General features: G+C 73.0%; 3 protein-coding genes and 1 pseudogene. All 4 read left to right on the top strand.

The features are described 5' to 3' along the window. Entirely contained in the window at positions 1–7,761 is a 7,761-nt protein-coding gene (locus tag QFZ27_RS31330) for an amino acid adenylation domain-containing protein (protein WP_429230377.1), read from the top strand. Further along, positions 7,758–9,848, top strand: a pseudogene (locus tag QFZ27_RS31325) (condensation domain-containing protein); the annotation flags it as partial. The gene QFZ27_RS31330 and the pseudogene QFZ27_RS31325, both read left to right, overlap by 4 nt. A 58-nt stretch (positions 9,849–9,906) precedes the next feature. Beyond that, positions 9,907–18,726, top strand: coding sequence for an amino acid adenylation domain-containing protein (locus QFZ27_RS31320; RefSeq protein WP_429230376.1), 8,820 nt, complete (start codon positions 9,907–9,909; stop codon positions 18,724–18,726). Then, positions 18,723–22,775 carry an amino acid adenylation domain-containing protein gene (locus QFZ27_RS31315; protein WP_429230375.1) on the top strand — a complete coding sequence of 1,351 codons (4,053 nt, stop codon included), beginning with the start codon at positions 18,723–18,725 and terminating at the stop codon, positions 22,773–22,775. Before QFZ27_RS31320 ends, QFZ27_RS31315 begins: the two co-directional genes overlap by 4 nt. Positions 22,776–22,786 lie beyond the last annotated feature (11 nt).

Here is a 22,786-nt window from a genome sequence, read left to right as displayed (position 1 = left end):
ATGAACGATATCGACGCCGACGCGCTGCTCGCGCTGCTGCTGGACGACGACGTCGCGGACCCGGATGCGATCCGCCCGCGCGACGGCGGGGCCTCGGCCCCGCTGTCCTTCCAGCAGCAGCGCCTGTGGTTCCTGCAGCACTACGACCCGGAGGGTGCGGCCTACAACTCGGTCCGCGCGCTGCGGCTGCGGGGGCGGCTGGATGTGCCGGCGCTGGAGGCCACATTCCGCCGCCTGGTTGAGCGCCACGCCGTGCTGCGCACCCGCTTCGAGGGCGGGGAGGGCGAGCCGCGGCAGGTGGTGCTGCCGCGGGTCGATGTCGCGATCGAACATGCCGTGCTGCCCGCGGCCGAAGTGTCGGGGGCTGAGCAGGCGCTGTCGGCCTGGCTGCAGGCGCGGGTGCGCCGGCCCTTCGACCTCGCCCGGCCGCCGCTGCTGCGCGTCGCCCTGGCTCGGCGCGGTGAACCGCGCGGCGATGACGGCGAATGGGTGCTGCTGCTGGTGATGCACCACATCGTCGTTGACGCCTGGTCGGCCGCCGTGCTGGTGCGCGACCTCGCCCAGGCCTATGGCGAAGCGCTGCGCGACCCGTCCCGCCGGGGCCGGCCGCTGCCCGCCCAGGCGCTCCACTACGCCGACTACGCCGTCTGGCAGCGCCGGCGCTTCGCCGGCGACCGCCGCGACCAGGCCCTGGCGCGATGGAAGGAATATCTCGGCGGCGACGTGCCGGTGCTGGCGCTGCCGACCGATCGGCCGCGCGACGCCGAGGGCAACCGTCCCGGCGGCCGGATCGATTTCGCGCTGCCGCCGGACCTGGTTCGGTCGGTCCAAGCTCTGTGCCGGGAGGAGAACTGCACCCCCTTCGTGGTGCTGCTGGCCGCCTGGCAACTGCTGCTTGGCCGGCTCTCTGGCCAGCCGGATTTCGCGGTCGGAGTGCCGAACGCCGCGCGCGGCCGGGCCGAGGTCCAGGACCTGCTCGGCTTCTTCGTCAACACCCAGGTCTACCGCGTCCGGCTCGATCCGTACCTGAGCGTCCGGGCGCTGTGCCGCCGGCTGCGCGGCGAGGCGATGGCTGCGCTCGACCAGGCCGATGTGCCGTTCGAGCTGCTGCTGGATGGTCTCGGCATCGCCCGCGACGCGCGGCACACGCCGCTGTTCCAGTCGCTGTTCAACTTTCGGCCCACCCGCGACGCGGCACCGCTGGCGCTGGACGGGGTGACGGCCGAGCTGATCGACATCGACACCGGCAGCGCCCAGTTCGACCTGTCGCTGGACGTGGCCGCGGACGGGCGCGGCATCGATTGCCAGCTCGAATACGATGCCGCGCTGTTCGACCGCGCCACCGTGGCTCGCTGGAGCACGCATTTCGTCACCGTGCTGCGGCAAGTGACGGCCTTGCCGGATGCGCCGGTGGAAGCCCTCTCCTTGCTGGCGGAGACGGATCTCGCCCAACTCGTGGCGTGGCAGACCGAGCCGTACGAGGCGGAGCCGTATCGTCCGGTGCAGGACTGGATCGCGCATTGGGCGGCGGCCGAGCCGGGCCGGACGGCGGTGATCTTCGGCGACCGTGAGGTCAGCCGGGGCGAGCTGGACCGGCGGGCCAACCATCTGGCCCATCGGCTGGTACAGGCCGGGATCGGGCCGGACGTGCTGGTCGGAGTGGTGCTGGAACGGTCGGTCGAGCTGCTGGTGGCGCTGCTGGCGGTGCTGAGGGCGGGCGGCGCCTATGTGCCGCTGGCGCCGGATGCGCCGGCGGCGCGGCTGGCCGAGGTGGCGGCGGATAGCGGGCTGCGCCTGGTGCTGACCCAGGCGTCGCTGGCCGGGCGGCTGCCGCAGGATCTGGAGCGGATCCTGGTCGAGGCTGGTGAGGCCGAGGCGGGGCCGGCGGTGGCGCTGCATGCCGACAACCTGGCCTATGTGATCTACACCTCGGGCTCGACCGGCAAGCCCAAGGGCGTCGCCGTCGCCCACGGCCCGCTCGCCATGCATTGCCGCGCCGTCACCGCGCTGTTCGGCCTCGGCGAGAGGGTTCGCGAGTTCCATTCCCTGTCCTTCAGCTTCGATGCGGCGCATGAGCGTTGGCTGACGGCGCTCGGCTCCGGGGGCAGCCTGGTCCTGTCCTCCGAGGGGCTGTGGACGGCGGACCAGGCGCTGGCCGCCATCCGTCGCCACCACGCGACCAACGCGGATTTCACTCCCGCCTATCTCGCCGAGCTCGCCGCCTCTTCGGATGCGGACGGAACGCCGCCGCTGGAGCTGATCTCCTTCGGTGGGGAGGCGATGCCGGCGGCGGGGTACGACCGTGTACGCCGGGCTTTGCGACCGCGGGCGCTGATCAACGGTTATGGCCCGACGGAGGCGGTGGTGACGCCTTTGGTGTGGAAGGGGACGTCGGAGACGGCGTGCGATGGTGCGTATGTGCCGATCGGCCGTCCGGTGGGGGACCGCCGGGCCTATGTGCTGGATGGCAGGCTGCAGCCGGTGCCGGTGGGGGTGGCGGGGGAGCTCTATATCGGTGGCAGTGGGCTGGCGCGCGGCTATGTCGGCCGGGCGGACCTGACGGCGGAGCGGTTCGTGCCGGACCCCTATGGCGAACCGGGATCGCGGATGTACCGGACCGGGGACGTGGTGCGGTGGCGGCCGGACGGGTCGATCGACTATCTTGGCCGGGCCGACCACCAGGTGAAGATCCGGGGCTACCGGATCGAGCCCGGCGAGGTCGAGGCACGGCTGCTGTCGCACCCGGATGTGCGCGGCGCGGTGGTGTCGGCGGTGTTGTCGCCGGGCGGCAAGCGGCTGGTGGCGCATGTCGCGGCGCCGGAAGCCGGCGAGGGGCTGGAGGCGGCGCTGAAGGCGTATCTGGCGGGGCAGCTGCCGGACTACATGGTGCCGTCGCGGATCGTGGTGCTGCCGGCGCTGCCGCTGCTGCCGACCGGCAAGCTGGACCGCAAGGCGCTGCCGGAGCCGGAATGGGAGAGCACCGCCCGGTCGGCGCCGGAGGGCGACGCGGAGCAGGCGATCGCCGGAATCTGGGCGGAGGTTCTGGGGCTGCGGCAGGTCGGCCGGGACGACAACTTCTTCGAGCTGGGCGGGGATTCGATCCTGTCGCTGCAGGTGGTGTCGCGGGCCCGCCGGGCGGGTCTGGTGCTGACGCCGCGGCAGCTGTTCGAGCACCAGACGGTGCGCGGGCTGGCGGCGGTGGCCGGTCGCGAGGCGGTCGCGGTGCAGCAGACGGCGACGGGCGAGGCGCCGCTGACGCCGATCCAGCGCTGGTTCTTCGCCGAGGCGATCCCGCAGTGGCAGCACTGGAACCAGGCGGTGCTGCTGGCGCCGCGGCAGCGGCTGGACGCGGACGCGCTGCGCCGCGCCATCGCGGCGATGGTGGCGCATCACGACGCGCTGCGGCTGCGCTTCGTGCAGGGCCAGGACGGCGCCTGGAGCCAGGCCTATGCCGATCCGGCGGAGCAGGACTGGCTGTGGCTCCGCAACGTCGCCGACGAGGCCGGGCAGATTGCGGTGGCGGAGGCGGCCCAGCGCAGCCTGGACCTGGCCGCGGGCCCGCTGCTGCGGGCGGTGCTGATGGAGCGCTGGGACGGCACGCAGCGCCTGCTCCTGGCGATCCACCACCTGGTGGTGGACGGGGTGTCCTGGCGGATCCTGCTGGAGGACCTGCAGGCGGCCTATGGCCAGGCCGTGGCGGACGAACCGATCGCCCTGCCGGAGACGAGCAGCAGCTTCGGCGCCTGGGGCCGGGTACTGCAGGCCCATGCCATGAGCCCGGAACTGCTGGCGGAGCTGCCCTACTGGCAAACTGTGCTGGACGGTCCGTCGCGCTTCCCGGTGGCGCGTCCGGCGGGCGAGAACACGGTGGCGCATCGGGCGGAGCACCGGCAGCGCTTCGATGCCGCCTTGACCGAGCGCCTGGTGACGGCGGGGCGGGTGTGGCGGGCCGGAGTGGAGGACCTGCTGCTGACGGCGCTGGCACGGGCGCTGTGCCGGCAGACCGGGCAGGCCTCGGCGCTGGTGGCGCTGGAAGGCCATGGCCGGGAGGAGCTGGGCGGGCTGGACCTGAGCCGGACGGTCGGCTGGTTCACCAGCATCTACCCGGTGCGGCTGACGCCGGCGGAAGATCTCGAAGCGTCGCTGAAGGCGGTGAAGGAGCAGCTGCGGGCGGTGCCGCAGCGCGGCCTCGGCTATGGCGTGCTGCGGCACATGGGATCGGACGAGACGCAGGCGTCGCTGTCCGGGCTGCCCTGGCCGGCGGTGACGTTCAACTATCTGGGCCGGTTCGACGGTGTGACGGCGGGGGCGTTCGCCCTGGCGCGGGAGAGCGCGGGCCGGGACCAGTCGGAGGGCTCGCCGCTCGGCGCCGAGCTGGTGGTGAACGGCCAGGTGGCGGAAGGCGTGCTGGGCCTGTCCTGGCTGTACAGCGCCGCCCGGCACGATGCCGGCACCATCGAACAGCTGGCGCAGGCCTTCGCGTCCGAGCTGGAGGCGCTGGTCGTGCTGTGCTCTGCGCCGGGAGCGGGCGGGCTGACGCCGTCGGACGTGAAGCTGGCCGGTCTGAGCCAGGCCGAGCTCGACGCGCTGCCGGTGCCGGCCCAGGAGATCGAGGACCTGTACCCGCTGTCGCCGATGCAGCAGGGGATGCTGTTCCACAGCCTGCAGGTGCCGGAGCTGTATGTGACGCAGATCCGGGTGGATGTGGACGGGCTGGATGCCGGCCGCTTCGGCCGGGCCTGGGAGGCGGCGGTGGAGGCCCATGCGATCCTGCGCACCGGCTTCCTGTGGCAGGGCGACACGCCGCTGCAGCTGGTGCGCCGTCGGGTGCCGTCGCCGGTGGAGCATCTGGACTGGCGGGACAAGCCGGATCCGGAGCAGGCGTTGACCGACCTCGCGGCGACGGACCGGTCGCGCGGCTTCGACCTGGCCACGCCGCCGCTGCTGCGGGTGCTGCTGGTGCGGACATCGGAGGCGCGGCATCGGCTGATCCTGACCAGCCACCACCTGCTGCTGGACGGCTGGAGTACGTCGCGGCTGATCGGCGAGGTGTTGACGCGGTACCACGGCAAGCCGCCGGCCTCGGTGGTGGGGCGGTACCGGGACTACATCGCCTGGCTCGCCGGGCGGGACCAGGCGGCGGATCAAAGCTTCTGGCGGGAGCGTCTGTCCGGTGTGGAGGAGCCGACGCTGCTGGCCGTGGCGCTGCCGGCCTTGGCCGTGCCGGCGCCGGAGGCGCAGCCGGGGCACGACAGCGCCAGGCTGCGGCTGGACGGCGCGGCGACGGAGGCGCTGAAGGCCTTCGCCCGGCGCGAGCACGTCACGCTGAACACGCTGCTGCAGGGGGCGTGGGCGCTGCTGCTGTCGCGGGTCACCGGGCAGCGTCGTGTGGTGTTCGGGGCGACGGTGTCGGGGCGCCCGGCGGAGCTGCGGGATGCCGAGGCCATGATGGGGCTGTTCATCAACACCCTGCCGGTGGCGCCGGCGCTGGACCCGGTCCGGACGGTCGGGGGCTGGCTGCGGGAGCTGCAGGCGGAGAATGCGGCGCTGCGCGAGCACGAGCACACGCCGTTGTATGAGATCCAGGGCTGGGCGGGCCAGGGCGGGCGGTCGCTGTTCGACACGATCCTGGTGTTCGAGAACTACCCGGTCGACCAGGCGCTGCGCGAGCGCGACAGCCGCGGGCTGCACAGCCAGGGGCTGCGCTTCGGCGAGGTCTCGAACCTGGAGACGACGAACTACGCGCTGACCCTGACGGTGCAGGCCGGCGGCAACATCGAGATCGGCTGGGGCTGGCGGCGCGATGCCTTCGACCGGGACCGCATCGACAGCCTGATGCGGCAGTTCGAGGCGCTGCTGGTGGGTCTCGCCCAGGCTCCGGATGCACTCCTGGGCACCATCGCCCTGCCGGCAGCGGAAGACCGGCAGCGCCTGTTGCAGTGGAACGCGACGGAGATCGCCTACGAATCCGTCCCGACCGTGCTGGCGCTGATCGAGCGCCAGGCGCGGGCGACGCCGGAGGCGGAGGCGCTGGTGTTCGGCGCCGAGCGGCTGAGCTATGCCGAGCTGGACCGCCGGACCAATCGGATGGCCCAGGCGCTGGCGGCCCGCGGCGTCGGCCCGGACGTGCTGGTCGGGGTGGCGGCGGAGCGGTCGGTCGAAATGGTCGTGGCGCTGCTCGGCATCGCCAAGGCGGGTGGGGCGTATCTGCCGCTCGACCCGGAGCATCCGCGCGAGCGGCTGGCCGGCACCATCGCCGAGACCGGGCTGACGCTGGTGCTGGCTCAGGCGCATCTCACCGACCGGCTGCCGCAGGGCGTCGAGGTGGTGGCGCTGGAGGGCTGGGACCTGTCCGGCTATCCGGACCAGGCGCCGGCGGTGGCTTGGCATCCGGAGGGGCTGGCCTACTGCATCACCACCTCGGGCTCGACCGGCAAGCCCAAGGCGGTGGGCAACAGCCACAAGGGGCTGCTGAACCGGCTGCAATGGATGCAGGCGGAATACGGCATCGGTCCGGGGGACCGGGTGCTGCAGAAGACGCCCTATGGCTTCGACGTGTCGGTGTGGGAGTTCTTCTGGCCGTTGATGACCGGGGCCTGCCTGGTGGTGGCGGAGCCCGGAGCGCATCGCGACCCCGAGGCTTTGGGCCGGGTGATCCGGGACGAGGGGATCACAACGCTGCACTTCGTGCCGTCGATGCTGGGGGCCTTCGCGGCCTCGGGCGAGCTGCCCGCCTGCCGCAGCCTGCGCCGGATCATCTGCAGCGGCGAGGCGCTGCCGCGTGAGCTGCAGGACGCGGTGCTGGGGCAGACCACGGCCGGGCTGCACAATCTGTACGGCCCGACCGAGGCGGCGATCGACGTGACCGTCTGGGCCTGCCGTCCCGAGCCCGGACAGACCAGCGTGCCGATCGGGCATGCCATCGCCAACACCCGGATCCACATTCTCGATGCCGACCTGAACCCGGTGCCGGAGGGGGTGTCGGGCGAGCTGTACATCGCCGGGGTGAACCTGGCGCGGGGCTATCTCGGCCGTCCGGACCTGACGGCGGACCGGTTCGTGCCGGACCCGCAAGGTCCATCGGGCAGCCGGATGTACCGCTCGGGCGACCTGGTGCGGCGCCGGTCGGACGGGGCGATCGAGTATCTCGGCCGGCTGGACCACCAGGTGAAGCTGCGCGGCCTCAGGATCGAGCTCGGCGAGATCGAGGCGGGCCTGCGCTCCTACTCCGACATCCGGGATGCGGTGGTGGTGCTGCGGGAGGGCCGGCTGGTCGGCTATGTCGCCGGCGAGGCGCAGCCCGACGAGGCTGCCATCAAGCAGCACCTGTCGGCGATGCTGCCGGAGTACATGGTGCCGTCACGGCTGCTGTGGCTGGAGCGGCTGCCGATCTCGGCCAACGGCAAGCTCGACCGCAAGGCGCTGCCGGACCTGGAGTGGGAAAGCACGGCTGACAGCCGGGCCGAGCCCGAGGGTGAGACCGAACTCGCCATCGCCCAGATCTGGATCGACGTCCTCGGCCTCGCCCGCGTCTCCCGCCACGATGACTTCTTCTCACTCGGCGGACATTCGCTGCTGGCGACCAGGATGGTGTCGCGGCTGCGTCAGACCCTGGCGGTGGAGCTGCCGCTGGCGGCGCTGTTCGAAGCCCGCACCATCGCCGGCCTGGCTGCGCTGATCGATCGACACGGCCGCGGCAACGCCGCGGCGGAACTGGATGCGATGTCCGACCTCTTGGACGCGCTGGAGCTGCCCGAATGAACGACATGACCGTGCCGCCGGCCGACCCGATGCGCGCGATCGCCGAGCGCGTCGCCGCCCTGCCGGCCGACAAGCGCCGGCAGTTCCTGGCCCAGCTCGACGCCAAGGGCATCAGCGCCCAGCGGCTGCCGATCGTGCCGGTACCGCGCGACGGCGATCTGCCGCTGTCCCACGCCCAGCGCCGCCTCTGGCTGCTGTGGCAGCTCGAGCCGGAGAGCACGGCCTACCACATCACCGGCGGCCTGCGCCTGTCGGGCAATCTCGACCCGGCCGCGCTGCAGGCGGCGCTGGATGGGCTGGTCGCCCGGCACGAGGCGCTGCGCACCGTCTTCCCGGAAGCCGAGGGCGAGCCGCGGCAGCGCATCCTGCCGCCGGGGCCGGTGGATCTTGCGCGCGTCGACCTGTCGGCGGTGGCGGAGACCGAGCGGCAGGGGCGGCTCGACGAGATCTCGGCGGCCGAGGCGCGGCGGAGCTTCGACCTCACGGCCGGACCGCTGCTGCGCGCCACTCTGGTCACGCTGGCGGCTGACGAGCATGTGCTGCTGCTGACCCTGCACCACATCGTCGCCGATGGCTGGGCGCTCGACCTGCTGGTCGAGGATCTGGCCCGCGGCTACGACGACCACCGGTCGGGCCGGCCGCAGGCTGGGGCATCCGGGATCCAGTACGCCGACTATGCGGTCTGGCAGCGCCAGGTGATGGAGGCCGGCGAGGGCGAGCGGCTGCTCGCCTCCTGGCTCGAGCGGCTCGGTTCCGAGCAGCCGGTGCTGGAGCTGCCGGCCGACCGGCCGCGGCCGACCGAGCCGAGCTGGCGCGGCGGCACCGTCGCCTTCGACCTGCCGGACGATCTTTCCGCATCGCTGCGCGCGCTGGCGCAGCAGCAGGGCGCGACCCTGTTCATGGTGCTGCTGGCCGGCTTCTCCGCGCTGCTGCGGCGGCTCGGCGGGCAGGACGAGCTGCGCGTCGGCGTGCCCGTGGCCAACCGCCAGCGCCAGGATATCGAGGCGGTGATCGGCTGCTTCGTCAACACCCAGGTGCTGCCGGTCCGGGTTGACGGCCGGGCGGATTTCCGGTCGCTGCTGGCAGCGGTGCGCGACACGGCGCTGGCTGCCCAGTCGCATCAGGCGCTGCCCTTCGAGCGGCTGGTCGAGGCGCTGAACCCCGAGCGCAGCCTGAGCCGCAACCCGCTGTTCCAGGTGATGATGCAGCACGGACGGCGCCGCGACGCGGTCGCGCTGCGCCTCGGTGACGTGCGGGCCGAGACCCTGGGGCGGCCCGGCGGCAGCGCCCAGTTCGACCTGAGCCTGACCACGGCGGAGGATGAGGCCGGGCGGATCTCCGCCGAGCTGGACTTCGCCACCGAGCTGTTCGACCGGTCGACGGTGGAGCGCTGGCGCGACAGTTTCCTCCGACAGCTGCAGCAGGCCGTGGCGCATCCCGACCGGCCGCTGGCGCGGCTGGACCTGCAGACCGATGCGGACCGGCAGCGCCTGTCGCAGTGGAACGCGACGGAGATCGCCTACGAATCCGTCCCGACCGTGCTGGCGCTGATCGAGCGCCAGGCGCGGGCGACGCCGGAGGCGGAGGCGCTGGTGTTCGGCGCCGAGCGGCTGAGCTATGCCGAGCTGGACCGCCGGACCAACCGGCTGGCCCAGGCGCTGGCGGCGCGCGGCGTCGGACCCGATGTGCTGGTCGGGGTGGCGGCGGAGCGGTCGGTCGAGATGGTCGTGGCGCTGCTCGGCATCGCCAAGGCGGGTGGGGCGTATCTGCCGCTCGACCCGGAGCATCCGCGCGAGCGGCTGGCCGGCACCATCGCCGAGACCGGGCTGACGCTGGTGCTGGCTCAGGCGCATCTCACCGACCGGCTGCCGCAGGGCGTCGAGGTGGTGGCGCTGGAGGGCTGGGACCTGTCCGGCTATCCGGACCAGGCGCCGGCGGTGGCTTGGCATCCGGAGGGTCTGGCCTACTGCATCACGACCTCGGGCTCGACCGGCAAGCCCAAGGCGGTGGGCAACAGCCACAAGGGGCTGCTCAACCGGCTGCAATGGATGCAGGCGGAATACGGCATCGGTCCGGGGGACCGGGTGCTGCAGAAGACGCCCTACGGCTTCGACGTGTCGGTGTGGGAATTCTTCTGGCCGTTGATTGACCGGGGCCTGCCTGGTGGTGGCGGAGCCCGGAGCGCATCGCGACCCCGAGGCCTTGGGCCGGGTGATCCAGGCGGAGGGGATCACGACGCTGCACTTCGTGCCGTCGATGCTGGGGGCCTTCGCGGCCTCGGGCGAGCTGCCGGCGTGCCGCAGCCTGCGCCGGATCATCTGCAGCGGCGAGGCGCTGCCGCGTGAGCTGCAGGACGCGGTGCTGGGGCAGACCACGGCCGGGCTGCACAATCTGTACGGCCCGACCGAGGCGGCGATCGACGTGACCGTCTGGGCCTGCCGTCCCGAGCCCGGACAGACCAGCGTGCCGATCGGGCATGCCATCGCCAACACCCGGATCCACATTCTCGATGCCGACCTGAACCCGGTGCCGGAGGGGGTGTCGGGCGAGCTGTACATCGCCGGGGTGAACCTGGCGCGGGGCTATCTCGGCCGCCCGGACCTGACGGCGGACCGGTTCGTGCCGGACCCGCAAGGCCCATCGGGCAGCCGGATGTACCGCTCGGGCGACCTGGTGCGGCGACGCGGGGACGGTGCGATCGAGTATCTCGGCCGTCTGGACCACCAGGTGAAGCTGCGCGGCCTCAGGATCGAGCTCGGCGAGATCGAGGCGGGCCTGCGCTCCTACTCCGGCATCCGGGAAGCCGTGGTGGTGCTGCGCGACGGCCGGCTGGTCGGCTATGTCGCCGGCGAGGCGCAGCCCGACGAGGCTGCCATCAAGCAGCACCTCGCGGCGCTGCTGCCGGAGTACATGGTTCCCTCCAGGCTGCTGTGGCTGGAGCGGCTGCCGCTCTCGGCCAACGGCAAGCTCGACCGCAAGGCGCTGCCGGACCCGGAATGGGAGAGCGAGACCGAGGCGCTGGCCGAGCCGGAGGGCGATGCGGAGCAGGCGATCGCCGGGATCTGGGCGGAGGTTCTGGGGCTGCGCCAGGTGGGCCGTGACGACAATTTCTTCGATCGGGGCGGGGATTCGATCCTCTCCCTGCAGGTAATCGCCCGCGCCCGGCGGCAGGGGCTGGTCCTGACCCTCCGCGACACCTTCCAGCACCAGACCGTGCGGGCCCTGGCCGCGGCGGCGCGCCGGGGGACGGCACCGACACCCGGTCCGGCCTCGACGGTCGTCACCGAGAGGGCAGAGCGCCTGACGCCGTCGGACCTGCCGTTGGCCGGGCTGACCCAGGCGCAGATCGATGCGCTGCCAGTCCCGGCCGCGGAGATCGCCGACGCCTATCCGCTGTCGCCGCTGCAGCAGGGGCTGCTGTTCCACGCCCTGCACGCGCCGGAGGCGGGGCTCTACGTCAACCAAGTGCTGGCGACCTTCGACGGGCCGTTCAACGCCGGCCGCTTCGTCCGCGCCTGGGAGGCGGCGATCGCGCGGCACGACATCCTGCGCACGGGCTTCCTGTGGGACGGCCCCGCGCCGCTGCAGCTGGTGCGGCGCAGCGGGTCCGTGCCGGTCGAGATCCGCGACGGCAGCGGCCTCGACGAGCCGGGGATCGCCGAGATCGCCCGCTGGGAGCGCGAGCGCGGCTTCGACCTGTCGACACCGCCGCTGATGCGGGTGCTGCTGCTGCAGGTGGCGGAGGACCGGCACCGGCTGGTCTGGACCTTCCACCATATCCTGATGGATGGCTGGAGCACGGCGCGGCTGATCGGCGAGGTGCTGTCGCAGTATCATGGCGCGGCGCCGGCTGTCGGCCCGGGCCGCTACCGCGACCACATCGCCTGGCTGGCCGGCCGCGACGCCGCGGCGGACGAGGCCTTCTGGCGCGGCCAGCTGGCAAGGCTGGAGGCGCCGACCCGCCTGGCCGATGCGCTGCCGGCCCCGGTGCAGAAGGGCGACGGGCACGGCGTCCTCGCCACCCGCTGCGACGCTGGCCGCACCGCGCGGCTGGCCGCCTTCTGCCGGCGTCAGCGCATCACCCTGAACACGCTGGTGCAGGGCGCATGGGCGCTGCTGCTGTCGCGCTACATCGGCCAGCCGAGCGTCGCCTTCGGCGCCACCGTCGCCGGCCGCCCGGCCGAGCTGCCGGGCGCCGAGACGCTGCTGGGCCTGTTCATCAACACCCTGCCGGTGATCCAGCAGCCGGACCCCGAGGCCCGGGTGGGCGACTGGCTACGCCAGGCGCAGGACGTCATGCTGGCGCTGCGCGAGCACGAGCATACGCCGCTGGCGGATATCCAGCGCTGGGGCGGCCAGGGCGGCCTGTTCGACACGCTGCTGGTGTTCGAGAACTACCCGATCGACCATGCCGCGCGCGCCGGCGGCGACCTGCAGGTAGTGGCGGCGGAGACGGTGGAGGCGACGCATTATCCGCTGTCGCTTGCGGTCCAGGCCGGCGACACGCTCGACATCGCCTATGGCTATCGCCGCGACTCCTTCGCGCCGGCGCAGATCGAGGCGCTGGCCCGCCATCTCGACACGCTGCTCGACCGTATGGCCGGGAACGAGGGTGCCGTGCTCGGCTCCCTCTCCCTGCTGGCGGAGGCTGATCTGGCGCAGCTGGCGGCCTGGCAGACCGAGCCGTACGAGGCCGAGCCGTATCGTCCGGTGCAGGACTGGATCGCGCATTGGGCGGCGGTGGAGCCGGGCCGGACCTCCGTGATCTTCGGCGACCATGAGGTCAGCCGGGGTGAGCTCGACCGGCGGGCCAACCATCTGGCGCATCGCCTGGTGCAGGCCGGCGTCGGTCCGGATGTGCTGATCGGGGTGGTGCTGGAGCGGTCGGTGGAGCTGCTGGTGGCGCTGCTGGCGGTGCTGAAGGCGGGCGGCGCCTATGTGCCGCTGGCGCCGGATGCGCCGGCGGCGCGGCTGGCGGAGGTCGCGGCCGACAGCGGGTTGCGGCTGGTGCTGACCCAGGCCTCGCTGGCCGGACGGCTGCCGCAGGGTCTGGAGCGGATCCTGGTCGAGGCCGGGGAGGCCGAGGCGGGGCCGGCGGTGGCGCTGCATGCCGACAACCTGGCCTATGTGATCTACACCTCGGGGTCGACCGGCAAGCCCAAGGGCGTCGCCGTCGCCCACGGCCCGCTCGCCATGCATTGCCGGGTGACCTCGCCGCTCTACGACATGGACGAGATGTCGCGCGAGTTCCACTTCATCGCCTTCAGCTTCGACGGCGCGCATGAGCGCTGGCTGACCGCGCTGACCTGCGGCGCCAGCCTGGTGCTGCGCGACGAGAGCCTGTGGCCGGCGGAGAAGACGCTGGCGGCGATCGGCCGGCACGGCGTCACCAATGCCGGCTTCCCGCCGGTCTACATCAACGAGATGGCGGCCTGGGCCGAGCAGACCGGCCAGTGTCCGCCGGTCGACCTCTACTCCTTCGGCGGTGAGGCGATGCCGGCGGCGGGGTACGACCGTGTGCGCCGGGCTTTGCGACCGCGGGCGCTGATCAACGGTTATGGCCCGACGGAGGCGGTGGTGACGCCTTTGGTGTGGAAGGGGACGTCGGAGACGGCGTGCGATGGTGCGTATGTGCCGATCGGCCGTCCGGTGGGGGACCGCCGGGCCTATGTGCTGGATGGCAGGCTGCAGCCGGTGCCGGTGGGGGTGGCGGGGGAGCTCTATATCGGTGGCAGTGGGCTGGCGCGCGGCTATGTCGGCCGGGCGGACCTGACGGCGGAGCGGTTCGTGCCGGACCCCTATGGCGAACCGGGATCGCGGATGTACCGGACCGGGGACGTGGTGCGGTGGCGGCCGGACGGGTCGATCGACTATCTTGGCCGGGCCGACCACCAGGTGAAGATCCGGGGCTACCGGATCGAGCCCGGCGAGGTCGAGGCACGGCTGCTGTCGCACCCGGATGTGCGCGGCGCGGTGGTGTCGGCGGTGTTGTCGCCGGGCGGCAAGCGGCTGGTGGCGCATGTCGCGGCGCCGGAAGCCGGCGAGGGGCTGGAGGCGGCGCTGAAGGCGTATCTGGCGGGGCAGCTGCCGGACTACATGGTGCCGTCGCGGATCGTGGTGCTGCCGGCGCTGCCGCTGCTGCCGACCGGCAAGCTGGACCGCAAGGCGCTGCCGGAGCCGGAATGGGAGAGCACCGCCCGGTCGGCGCCGGAGGGCGACGCGGAGCAGGCGATCGCCGGAATCTGGGCGGAGGTTCTGGGGCTGCGGCAGGTCGGCCGGGACGACAACTTCTTCGAGCTGGGCGGGGATTCGATCCTGTCGCTGCAGGTGGTGTCGCGGGCCCGCCGGGCGGGTCTGGTGCTGACGCCGCGGCAGCTGTTCGAGCACCAGACGGTGCGCGGGCTGGCGGCGGTGGCCGGTCGCGAGGCGGTCGCGGTGCAGCAGACGGCGACGGGCGAGGCGCCGCTGACGCCGATCCAGCGCTGGTTCTTCGCCGAGGCGATCCCGCAGTGGCAGCACTGGAACCAGGCGGTGCTGCTGGCGCCGCGGCAGCGGCTGGACGCGGACGCGCTGCGCCGCGCCATCGCGGCGATGGTGGCGCATCACGACGCGCTGCGGCTGCGCTTCGTGCAGGGCCAGGACGGCGCCTGGAGCCAGGCCTATGCCGATCCGGCGGAGCAGGACTGGCTGTGGCTCCGCAACGTCGCCGACGAGGCCGGGCAGATTGCGGTGGCGGAGGCGGCCCAGCGCAGCCTGGACCTGGCCGCGGGCCCGCTGCTGCGGGCGGTGCTGATGGAGCGCTGGGACGGCACGCAGCGCCTGCTCCTGGCGATCCACCACCTGGTGGTGGACGGGGTGTCCTGGCGGATCCTGCTGGAGGACCTGCAGGCGGCCTATGGCCAGGCCGTGGCGGACGAACCGATCGCCCTGCCGGAGACGAGCAGCAGCTTCGGCGCCTGGGGCCGGGTACTGCAGGCCCATGCCATGAGCCCGGAACTGCTGGCGGAGCTGCCCTACTGGCAAACTGTGCTGGACGGTCCGTCGCGCTTCCCGGTGGCGCGTCCGGCGGGCGAGAACACGGTGGCGCATCGGGCGGAGCACCGGCAGCGCTTCGATGCCGCCTTGACCGAGCGCCTGGTGACGGCGGGGCGGGTGTGGCGGGCCGGAGTGGAGGACCTGCTGCTGACGGCGCTGGCACGGGCGCTGTGCCGGCAGACCGGGCAGGCCTCGGCGCTGGTGGCGCTGGAAGGCCATGGCCGGGAGGAGCTGGGCGGGCTGGACCTGAGCCGGACGGTCGGCTGGTTCACCAGCATCTACCCGGTGCGGCTGACGCCGGCGGAAGATCTCGAAGCGTCGCTGAAGGCGGTGAAGGAGCAGCTGCGGGCGGTGCCGCAGCGCGGCCTCGGCTATGGCGTGCTGCGGCACATGGGATCGGACGAGACGCAGGCGTCGCTGTCCGGGCTGCCCTGGCCGGCGGTGACGTTCAACTATCTGGGCCGGTTCGACGGTGTGACGGCGGGGGCGTTCGCCCTGGCGCGGGAGAGCGCGGGCCGGGACCAGTCGGAGGGCTCGCCGCTCGGCGCCGAGCTGGTGGTGAACGGCCAGGTGGCGGAAGGCGTGCTGGGCCTGTCCTGGCTGTACAGCGCCGCCCGGCACGATGCCGGCACCATCGAACAGCTGGCGCAGGCCTTCGCGTCCGAGCTGGAGGCGCTGGTCGTGCTGTGCTCTGCGCCGGGAGCGGGCGGGCTGACGCCGTCGGACGTGAAGCTGGCCGGTCTGAGCCAGGCCGAGCTCGACGCGCTGCCGGTGCCGGCCCAGGAGATCGAGGACCTGTACCCGCTGTCGCCGATGCAGCAGGGGATGCTGTTCCACAGCCTGCAGGTGCCGGAGCTGTATGTGACGCAGATCCGGGTGGATGTGGACGGGCTGGATGCCGGCCGCTTCGGCCGGGCCTGGGAGGCGGCGGTGGAGGCCCATGCGATCCTGCGCACCGGCTTCCTGTGGCAGGGCGACACGCCGCTGCAGCTGGTGCGCCGTCGGGTGCCGTCGCCGGTGGAGCATCTGGACTGGCGGGACAAGCCGGATCCGGAGCAGGCGTTGACCGACCTCGCGGCGACGGACCGGTCGCGCGGCTTCGACCTGGCCACGCCGCCGCTGCTGCGGGTGCTGCTGGTGCGGACATCGGAGGCGCGGCATCGGCTGATCCTGACCAGCCACCACCTGCTGCTGGACGGCTGGAGTACGTCGCGGCTGATCGGCGAGGTGTTGACGCGGTACCACGGCAAGCCGCCGGCCTCGGTGGTGGGGCGGTACCGGGACTACATCGCCTGGCTCGCCGGGCGGGACCAGGCGGCGGATCAAAGCTTCTGGCGGGAGCGTCTGTCCGGTGTGGAGGAGCCGACGCTGCTGGCCGTGGCGCTGCCGGCCTTGGCCGTGCCGGCGCCGGAGGCGCAGCCGGGGCACGACAGCGCCAGGCTGCGGCTGGACGGCGCGGCGACGGAGGCGCTGAAGGCCTTCGCCCGGCGCGAGCACGTCACGCTGAACACGCTGCTGCAGGGGGCGTGGGCGCTGCTGCTGTCGCGGGTCACCGGGCAGCGTCGTGTGGTGTTCGGGGCGACGGTGTCGGGGCGCCCGGCGGAGCTGCGGGATGCCGAGGCCATGATGGGGCTGTTCATCAACACCCTGCCGGTGGCGCCGGCGCTGGACCCGGTCCGGACGGTCGGGGGCTGGCTGCGGGAGCTGCAGGCGGAGAATGCGGCGCTGCGCGAGCACGAGCACACGCCGTTGTATGAGATCCAGGGCTGGGCGGGCCAGGGCGGGCGGTCGCTGTTCGACACGATCCTGGTGTTCGAGAACTACCCGGTCGACCAGGCGCTGCGCGAGCGCGACAGCCGCGGGCTGCACAGCCAGGGGCTGCGCTTCGGCGAGGTCTCGAACCTGGAGACGACGAACTACGCGCTGACCCTGACGGTGCAGGCCGGCGGCAACATCGAGATCGGCTGGGGCTGGCGGCGCGATGCCTTCGACCGGGACCGCATCGACAGCCTGATGCGGCAGTTCGAGGCGCTGCTGGTGGGTCTCGCCCAGGCTCCGGATGCACTCCTGGGCACCATCGCCCTGCCGGCAGCGGAAGACCGGCAGCGCCTGTTGCAGTGGAACGCGACGGAGATCGCCTACGAATCCGTCCCGACCGTGCTGGCGCTGATCGAGCGCCAGGCGCGGGCGACGCCGGAGGCGGAGGCGCTGGTGTTCGGCGCCGAGCGGCTGAGCTATGCCGAGCTGGACCGCCGGACCAATCGGATGGCCCAGGCGCTGGCGGCCCGCGGCGTCGGCCCGGACGTGCTGGTCGGGGTGGCGGCGGAGCGGTCGGTCGAAATGGTCGTGGCGCTGCTCGGCATCGCCAAGGCGGGTGGGGCGTATCTGCCGCTCGACCCGGAGCATCCGCGCGAGCGGCTGGCCGGCACCATCGCCGAGACCGGGCTGACGCTGGTGCTGGCTCAGGCGCATCTCACCGACCGGCTGCCGCAGGGCGTCGAGGTGGTGGCGCTGGAGGGCTGGGACCTGTCCGGCTATCCGGACCAGGCGCCGGCGGTGGCTTGGCATCCGGAGGGGCTGGCCTACTGCATCACCACCTCGGGCTCGACCGGCAAGCCCAAGGCGGTGGGCAACAGCCACAAGGGGCTGCTGAACCGGCTGCAATGGATGCAGGCGGAATACGGCATCGGTCCGGGGGACCGGGTGCTGCAGAAGACGCCCTATGGCTTCGACGTGTCGGTGTGGGAGTTCTTCTGGCCGTTGATGACCGGGGCCTGCCTGGTGGTGGCGGAGCCCGGAGCGCATCGCGACCCCGAGGCTTTGGGCCGGGTGATCCGGGACGAGGGGATCACAACGCTGCACTTCGTGCCGTCGATGCTGGGGGCCTTCGCGGCCTCGGGCGAGCTGCCCGCCTGCCGCAGCCTGCGCCGGATCATCTGCAGCGGCGAGGCGCTGCCGCGTGAGCTGCAGGACGCGGTGCTGGGGCAGACCACGGCCGGGCTGCACAATCTGTACGGCCCGACCGAGGCGGCGATCGACGTGACCGTCTGGGCCTGCCGTCCCGAGCCCGGACAGACCAGCGTGCCGATCGGGCATGCCATCGCCAACACCCGGATCCACATTCTCGATGCCGACCTGAACCCGGTGCCGGAGGGGGTGTCGGGCGAGCTGTACATCGCCGGGGTGAACCTGGCGCGGGGCTATCTCGGCCGTCCGGACCTGACGGCGGACCGGTTCGTGCCGGACCCGCAAGGTCCATCGGGCAGCCGGATGTACCGCTCGGGCGACCTGGTGCGGCGCCGGTCGGACGGGGCGATCGAGTATCTCGGCCGGCTGGACCACCAGGTGAAGCTGCGCGGCCTCAGGATCGAGCTCGGCGAGATCGAGGCGGGCCTGCGCTCCTACTCCGACATCCGGGATGCGGTGGTGGTGCTGCGGGAGGGCCGGCTGGTCGGCTATGTCGCCGGCGAGGCGCAGCCCGACGAGGCTGCCATCAAGCAGCACCTGTCGGCGATGCTGCCGGAGTACATGGTGCCGTCACGGCTGCTGTGGCTGGAGCGGCTGCCGATCTCGGCCAACGGCAAGCTCGACCGCAAGGCGCTGCCGGACCTGGAGTGGGAAAGCACGGCTGACAGCCGGGCCGAGCCCGAGGGTGAGACCGAACTCGCCATCGCCCAGATCTGGATCGACGTCCTCGGCCTCGCCCGCGTCTCCCGCCACGATGACTTCTTCTCACTCGGCGGACATTCGCTGGCCGCCATGAAGGTGCGGGCGCTGCTGCTGCAGCGGCACGGCCAGGCCTTGCCGATCCGCCATTTCTTCGACCATTCCACCCTCGCCGGGCTGGCCGCCAGCCTGGACCTCGGGCCTGCCGAGCAGCGCCTGGACGAGATGGACAAGTGGATGAGCGAACTCGAGGACCTGACATGACCGTCGACGCTCAGCAGATCGCGCGCCGCTTCGCCGCGCTGGCACCGGACCGCCGCCGCGCCTTCCTCGGCAAGCTGGCCGAGCACGGCGTGGATTTCGCCACCCTGCCGATCGTGCCGGTCGAGCGCGGCGGCGACCTGCCGTTGTCCCACGCCCGGCGCGGGCTGTGGCTGACCTGGCAGCGCGACCCGGCCAGCCCGGCCTATACCATGGCCGGCATCCTGTCCCTGTCCGGCGATCTCGACGCCGCGGCGCTGCAGGCGGCGGCCGGCGATCTCGTCGCCCGGCACGAGGCGCTGCGCACCACCTTCGGCATCGACGCCGAAGGCCGTCCGGTGCAGCGCCTGCATGCCGAGCTGCCGCCGCCCTTCACCGTCCGCGACCTGCGCGCGGCAGGGGAGGTGGAGAGCGACGCCTTCGCCGAGGCCCTGGCGCGCCAGCCCTTCGACCTTGAAGCCGGGCCGCTGCTGCGCTTCGAGCTGCATGGGCTGGGCGAGCGCGAGCACCGGCTGGTCCTGGCCCTGCACCACATCGTCGCCGACGGCTGGTCGATCGGGCTGCTCATCCGCGACCTTGCCGCCCTCTACGCGGCCCGGCGCGACGGCAAATCCGCCGGCCTTCCGCCGCTGGCGCTGCACTATGCCGACTACGCCGCCTGGCAGCGCAGCTGGCTGGAGGCAGGGGAGGAGGCGCGCCAGCTCGAAGCCTGGAAAGAGGCGCTGGGCGCCAGCCACCCGCCGCTCGACCTGCCCTTCGACCGGCCGCGGCCGCAGGAGCGCAGCGACGCCGGGGCAGCGCACCACTCGCGGCTGTCCAGGCCGGTCAGCGACGGGCTGCGCGCTCTGGCCCGCAGCCGCGGCGCCTCGACGTTCATGGCCGTGCTGGCGCTGTTCAAGCTGCTGCTGGCGCGCAACGGCGGCGGCGACGACATTCGCATCGGTGCGCCGCTGGCCCATCGCGGCCGGGCCGAGACGCATCCGATGATCGGCTACTTCACCAATGTCGCGGTGCTGCGCACGGTTCTGGACCAGCGCCAGGGCTTCGCCGCCCTGCTGGACCAGGTGCGCGAGGGCCTGCTGGCGGCCGAGGCCCGGATCGACGTGCCCTTCGACATGGTGGTCGAGGCGCTGGCCCCGCCGCGCCAGGCCGGGGTGCATCCGCTGTTCCAGGTGAAGTGCACCGAGCAGGCCGATGCGCCGGGGGGCGGCGACTTCGCCGGCCTGGCCATGACGCTGCGCGGCCTCGGCAGCGGCGCCGCGCATTTCGATCTCAGCCTCGACTTCACCGACCGGGCGGAGGGCATCGACATCCTCATCGCCTACACCACCGACGTGTTCGACGCGGCGACGATCGAGCGGCTGGCGGCGGATTTTTCCGCCCTGGCCGAGACCGTTGTAGCTGCGCCGGGGCGGCGGCTGGTCGATCTTGCGCCGGCCCCGGCGCCGGACACCGCGTTCGGGCCGGTGAACGGCGAGGCGCCGGCGGATCTGGTCGCCGCTTGGCGGGCGCAGGCGGCGGCGCGACCGGAGGCGGTCGCGATCCGGCATGAGGAGCGGTCCTACAACCGGGCGCAGCTCGACCAGGCCTCCGACCGCCTGGCGCGACGGCTGGTCGCCCGCGGCGTCCGGCCCGAGGACCGGGTGGCGCTGCAGATGGGGCGGACACCGGAATGGGTGCTCGGCATCCTCGGCGTGCTCAAGGCCGGCGCGGCCTATCTGCCGCTCGACCCCACGGCGCCGGTGGAGCGGCGGGCCGAGCTGGTGGCCGACAGCGGCGCCCGCTGGCTGCTGGTCGATGCCGAGACGCCTGAAAGCTTCGACTGCGAGGTGCTTCGCCTGTCGCTGGACGACAGCACCGATGAACCTCTGGCGCAGCTGCCCGAGCCGGCGTCGGACCAAGCCGGCTGCCTGATCTACACCTCGGGGTCGACCGGCAAGCCCAAGGGCGTGGTCGTCACCCGTGGCGGCGTCGCCGACTACGCCCGTGGCGTGCTGCAGGTCCTCGGCCTGCCGGATGGCGCGCGGATGGCGATGGTGTCGACCGTCGCCGCCGATCTCGGCAACACCGTGCTGTACGGGGCCCTGTACGGCGGCGGCGAGCTGCACCTGATCGACCCGGCCCGCGCCTTCGACCCCGACCGCTTCGCCGAATACATGGCGGCGCAGCGCATCGAGGTGCTGAAGATCGTGCCGAGCCACCTGCAGGCGCTGCTGCAGGCGCGCCAGCCCCAGGATGCGCTGCCGGCCCACACCCTGGTGCTGGGCGGCGAGGCCACCGGCTGGCCGCTGCTGGAGCGGATCCACGAGTTGGCGCCCGCCTGCCGCGTGGTGAATCATTACGGCCCGACCGAGGCCACCGTCGGCGCCCTGTGCCAGCCGGCCGCCGAGGCTTGGCGCGCATCCGGCACGCTGCCGATCGGCCGGCCCCTGCCGGATGCCGCGGCGCATGTGCTGGACGATCACCTGAGCCCGGTGCCGGCCGGGGCGGCGGGGCAGCTCTATCTCGGCGGCCCCGGCGTGGCGCGTGGCTATCTCGGCCGCCCGGACCTGACGGCGGAGCGTTTCGTGCCCGATCCCTTCGGGTCGTCCGGCGCCCGGTTGTACCGCACCGGCGACCGGGTGCGGCGGCTGGCCGATGGCAGCCTGGAGTTCCTCGGCCGGGCCGACGACCAGTTGAAGATCCGCGGCTACCGGGTCGAGCCGGGCGAGGTGGCGACGGCGCTGCGCGGCCTCGACGGCGTCGCCGACGCCGCCGTGGTGGCGCTGCCGGCGGAGGATGGCAGGCTGCAGCTCGCCGCCTATGTCGCGGCGCCGGCCGGCACGGATCTGGACGCGGTGAAGGCCCGGCTCGCCGCCCGGCTGCCGGACTACATGGTGCCGGCCGCCTGGGTGCGGCTCGACGCCCTGCCGGTCACCCCCAACGGCAAACTCGACCGCAAGGCGCTGCCGGCGCCCGAGGCGGCGAAGCCGGCCGGCGAGCCGCCGCGGGAGGGGACCGAGCAGGCGCTGGCCGCCCTCTGGTCCGGCCTGCTGGGCACCGACGCGATCGGCCGCGACGACAACTTCTTCGCCCTGGGCGGGGATTCGATCCTCAGCCTCAAGCTGCTGGCCCGGATCCGCAAGCAGGGGCTGGCCGGGGGGAAAGCCCTGACCCTGGCCGACATCCTGAACGCCCGCAGCCTGGCCGACCTTGCGTCCCGGATCGCGCCGGAGCCGCCGAAGGGGCCGGAGGTCGTGCACCTGCAGCAGGGCGGCGACGGCGTGCCGCTCTATTGCCTGCCCGGGCTGATCGTGAACTCGACCGAGTTCGCCTCGATGGTCGCGGCGCTGGGCGGCGACCGCCCGGTCACCGGCTTCGTCAGCCACGTCTATACGGGGCAGCGCTGGCGCGGCTACGACATGGCGGCGCTGGCCGAGGAGTTCGCCGCCCATATCGAGCGCACCGCCGGCGGCCGCTGCGCCCTGCTCGGCTGGTCCTCCGGCGGCGACCTGGCCTTCGAGACGGCGCATCGCCTGAAGGGCCGGGTGGCTGTCGAGTTCCTGGGCCTGGTCGACGTCTTCGAATCCGTCGATTTCCGCACTGATTGGCGGCCGGCGGCGGAGGAGCGGCAGCGGTCCGCGGCCCTGCTGGAGCAGTGGCTCGGCCGCTCGGCCATGGCGGCGCAATGGCGGTCGCTGTTCGGGCTGATGGGCGAGAGCGAGCGGGCGGCGCTGGACGAGTACGTCCTGGCCCATGCCGACGGCCTGCCTGCGGACGGGCCCGACCTCACCTCGCGCGAATTCGAGCTCTGGGCGATGCTGGACAAGCGGCTGCGCGCCGCGCGCTACGCCTACCGGCCGCTCGACCTGCCGGTCCATGTCTGGCAGGCGGAGGATTCGCTGCACCGGCCGGAGCGGCTGCGCGACTGGAGCCTGCTGGCGCCGGTGGCGGCGCTGGCCCGGGTGCCGCGCGCCACGCATCTCGACATCATCCACGCCCCGGACTTCCGGTCCGGGGTTCGGGAGGCGCTGCGCCGGGCCGATGCCGTGCCGGCGGTGGCGGCGCAGTAGGCGGAGAAGGG

This window comes from Inquilinus ginsengisoli (assembly GCF_050434925.1).
In the GTDB taxonomy this organism is placed as follows: domain Bacteria; phylum Pseudomonadota; class Alphaproteobacteria; order DSM-16000; family Inquilinaceae; genus Inquilinus; species Inquilinus ginsengisoli_B.
Note: the sequence above shows the minus strand (reverse complement) of the source record. Positions and strands in the feature narration are given on the sequence as shown.

Coding starts and splice junctions, on each gene's coding strand:
- QFZ27_RS31330 (WP_429230377.1), top strand. CDS start 1: ATGAACGATATCGACGCCGACGCGCTGCTCGCGCTGCTGCTGGACGAC.
- QFZ27_RS31315 (WP_429230375.1), top strand. CDS start 18,723: ATGACCGTCGACGCTCAGCAGATCGCGCGCCGCTTCGCCGCGCTGGCA.